General features: G+C 53.6%; 3 protein-coding genes. 1 reads left to right on the forward strand and 2 read right to left on the reverse strand.

Features of this window, described 5'->3' with window-relative positions; all coding sequences use genetic code 11:
* On the reverse strand, window positions 1-419 hold a 419-nt coding region (locus tag CW742_RS15490; protein ID WP_369333016.1), incomplete at its 3' end, for a zinc ribbon domain-containing protein.
* A gap of 105 nt (window positions 420-524) precedes the next feature.
* On the reverse strand, window positions 525-2030 hold the full coding sequence (locus CW742_RS09490) for a sodium:solute symporter (RefSeq protein ID WP_292419627.1): 1506 nt from the start codon (window positions 2028-2030) through the stop codon (window positions 525-527).
* A gap of 227 nt (window positions 2031-2257) precedes the next feature.
* Here CW742_RS09490 and CW742_RS09495 point away from each other — a divergent pair, with 227 nt between their 5' ends.
* Window positions 2258-2986 carry an ABC transporter ATP-binding protein gene (locus CW742_RS09495; protein WP_292419630.1) on the forward strand — a complete coding sequence of 243 codons (729 nt, stop codon included), beginning with the start codon at window positions 2258-2260 and terminating at the stop codon, window positions 2984-2986.
* Window positions 2987-3174: the final 188 nt, after the last annotated feature.

Consider the following 3174-nt stretch of genomic DNA (forward strand, 5'->3'; position numbering starts at 1 on the left):
GTGTCTGTACAGTTCGTGCCGCAAAGCCTCCGGTCGGTGGGGCAGATCCCATATTTGGGGGTCGTCACGGTTGTCAGGATTGTAGTTGGTGATGGGGTTGCGGTTGTTGAGGGGGTTGTGGGGACTGATGGCAACGGTACTTCGGTCTCGATAATGACAAAGGATGCCGGAGTATGGTTTGCCACGATCTGGTCTCCCATTGAATTTCCTGAGTTTTTCAGGAAGAAAGCACCGGCAGCTATGGCAATGATGATACTGATTGCAAGGATAACAAAAAGGATTGTTTTTGAAAAGACCGGGGGATGGGAGGGCTTCTCATTCCCATTGGTATCAGCATACGTCCCAAGCGGCGTACCACATTGGCCGCAGAATTTATCAGCAGGTTTTGCTGGTGCACCGCAGGAAGGACAGGAACGCAACAGGAATCACCGTTTCTCGCTTTACACTCCTTTCCCGGGAGGAAGAAAAAAGGTTTCTTTGCATTCCATGTAAAGCGGCCATTACTCATCGCCCCGAAAAAAAGGTTATCGCCGGATATACCATCCGGTCATGGTCTCGTCCAGCACCTTTTCCGAGGTCTTCTTTGTCACCATACTGACGACGATCATCGCAACGAGCGAGATGACAAAGGCATAGAACGAGAAGTGCATGGGCATGACAAAGAGCTTGATCTTGAAGTAACTCAGGCCTCCGAAGAACAGAGCGGCAATCAGGCCAAGCGCCATCGAGGCGAGGGCGCCTTCTCGGGTAGCTCCCCTCCAGTACAATCCAGCGAGCAGGGGCACTGCAAATGTGGCGAACATGATCCCGATACCGGCCCAGATGAGCCAGACGAGCATGTCCGGCGGGCTGATGGCCATCAGGAGCGTAAGGACAGCGGCACCCAGTACCGAGAGCTGGCTCACGAGAAGGACCTGCTTGTCCGGTGCATCGGGTTTTAAGATCTTCTTGTAAATATCCCACGAAAAGTATGTTCCGATGGTGAGCATGAGACGGTCGGTCGTGGACATGACCGCAGCAAGGATAATGACCCCGAGGATCCCCCATAAAAGGACGCTTGGCAGCGCGTACTCGATCCCGGCAACGAAGATGTAATCTGATGCGTTCTTGACATCCGGCAGGACAATGAGGCCTTCCTTGACCATGGACATCCCGGCGAACCCCGCGAACTTTAAGAGGAACATCACGATGCCGTATACAACGAACGCGATGATCGGCGCCCACTTGAAGTACGAGCTATCTTTGACCGCAAGCACGTTGTTGATAACATGCGGGGCACAGGAAAGACCGATGGTGAGGAGCAGGAAGAACGATACTACGTATTCGGGGCTGAAGACACCCCCGGCAACCCATGGGTCAACATTTGTGGGGTTGATAGATGCCATGACTTCGTTGACATGTGTGAACCCCCCAGCTGCCATGATGACAATGGGTGCCATAATGAGGACGCCTGCAATAAGGATGATGCCCTGCACGAGTGTTGTCCACGACACGGCATATAACCCGCCAATGACCGTGTAAATCGTGACAATAGCCGCGCCGATCAGGAGTGCCCAGAGATGGGGGATCTTGAAGAGCCACATCAGGACAATACTAACCGCGGTGTATTGGCCGGCCAAGTATATCATGGAGACAACGATGCCCGAGACAGCGGAAAGGCCCCGGAGTGCGGTGTTGCTCTCGAACCTGTGGGCAAGGTAGTCCTGTACGGTTATGTAACCGGATTTTTTTGCCACCGCGTACATCTTCACGCCAAAGAAGATGATACAGAACGCAATGGAGAGCGGGACGGCGATCTGCTCCCAGATTGTTGGCCAGGCAAACTTATAGCCAAGCCCCGAGACCCCGAGGAGCGACATGCCCGAGCAGACCGATCCTATCATGAGCAGGGTAAAGACCCAGAACCCGAGCGACCTGCCAGCAACGACATAGTCCTCCATGTTGTGAATCTTCTTCGAGGCCCAGATGCCAATCCCGACCAGTCCGAGGAAATACACTGCCACAAGGACAACTGTGGTCATGTCACTCATAAGCCGTTCTCCTTAAAGGTTAATCCCCAGTACAGCAATGCAGCAATGATGACGAGCACAACCCCGCCAACGATAATGACAGTCAAATCCGGTAACCCAAACATTGTACCGTGTTAGATTGCAGCATGCTAACATATAACATATTTGAAATGTTGCGGGGTGGTGCACGGGTATCTTTTATTATGCACTATGCTAACATATGACATTAGTTACTTTCCGTGATCTCCATGCTCTCCCTCTCCGGTGTCACCAAGCAGATCGGCGGACTGACCGCAGTGAACAATGTCGATCTCTCGATGAGCCCCGGCCAGATTGTCGGGCTCGTGGGCCCGAACGGTGCCGGTAAGACCACGCTCCTCAATATCATTGCCGGTATGCTTCCCCCGACTGCTGGGACGGTCTCATTCCTCAATGAAGATATCACAGGGATGACTGCAGACCGGATCTGTCGGAAGGGAATCGCCAAGACATTCCAGATCGCCGAATCGTTCCCGAACCTGAGCGCAGAGCAGTGTGTGATGATTGGTGTTCTGTTCGGGAACACCCGTTCCCCTGATATGAGGGAAGCCCGAGCTGAGGCCCAAAAAATCCTATCCTTCGTCAATTTTCCGGAGGAGAAGACCGGAACCCTGACGCGGTATCTCAATGTTGTCGAGCTCAAACGCCTCCAGCTGGCCCGCGCGCTTGCAAGCCATCCAAAACTCCTCCTCCTTGACGAGCTCACCACCGGGCTCAACCCGAAAGAGAGCAGCGAAGCCGTAGAACTGATCCGAAAGATCCGGGATGGCGGAACCTCTATTCTAATCATCGAACATGTCATGAGCGTTATTATGGGTGTCTCAAACCGTATCGTGGTCCTTGACCATGGCGAGAAGATTGCCGACGGCTACCCGCATGATGTCGTGAACAACCAGCGGGTTATCGACACCTATCTTGGTGACATCGACGCATTTTGATACGGATGTGCCTGCCATGCTCTCTATCTCCCACCTTAACGTCTTCCACGGCAATCTCCAGGTAGTCTGGGACTTCTCGTTCCACGTCAATAAGGGAGAGCTTGTCCCGATTCTGGTCCCCAACGACGCCGTCAAGCCGACCACGCTCCAGTCTATTGCCGGCCTGAACACGCGGGCGAAGCGGCTCG

Source organism: Methanoregula sp. (assembly GCF_002835825.1).
Lineage (GTDB): Archaea > Halobacteriota > Methanomicrobia > Methanomicrobiales > Methanospirillaceae > Methanoregula.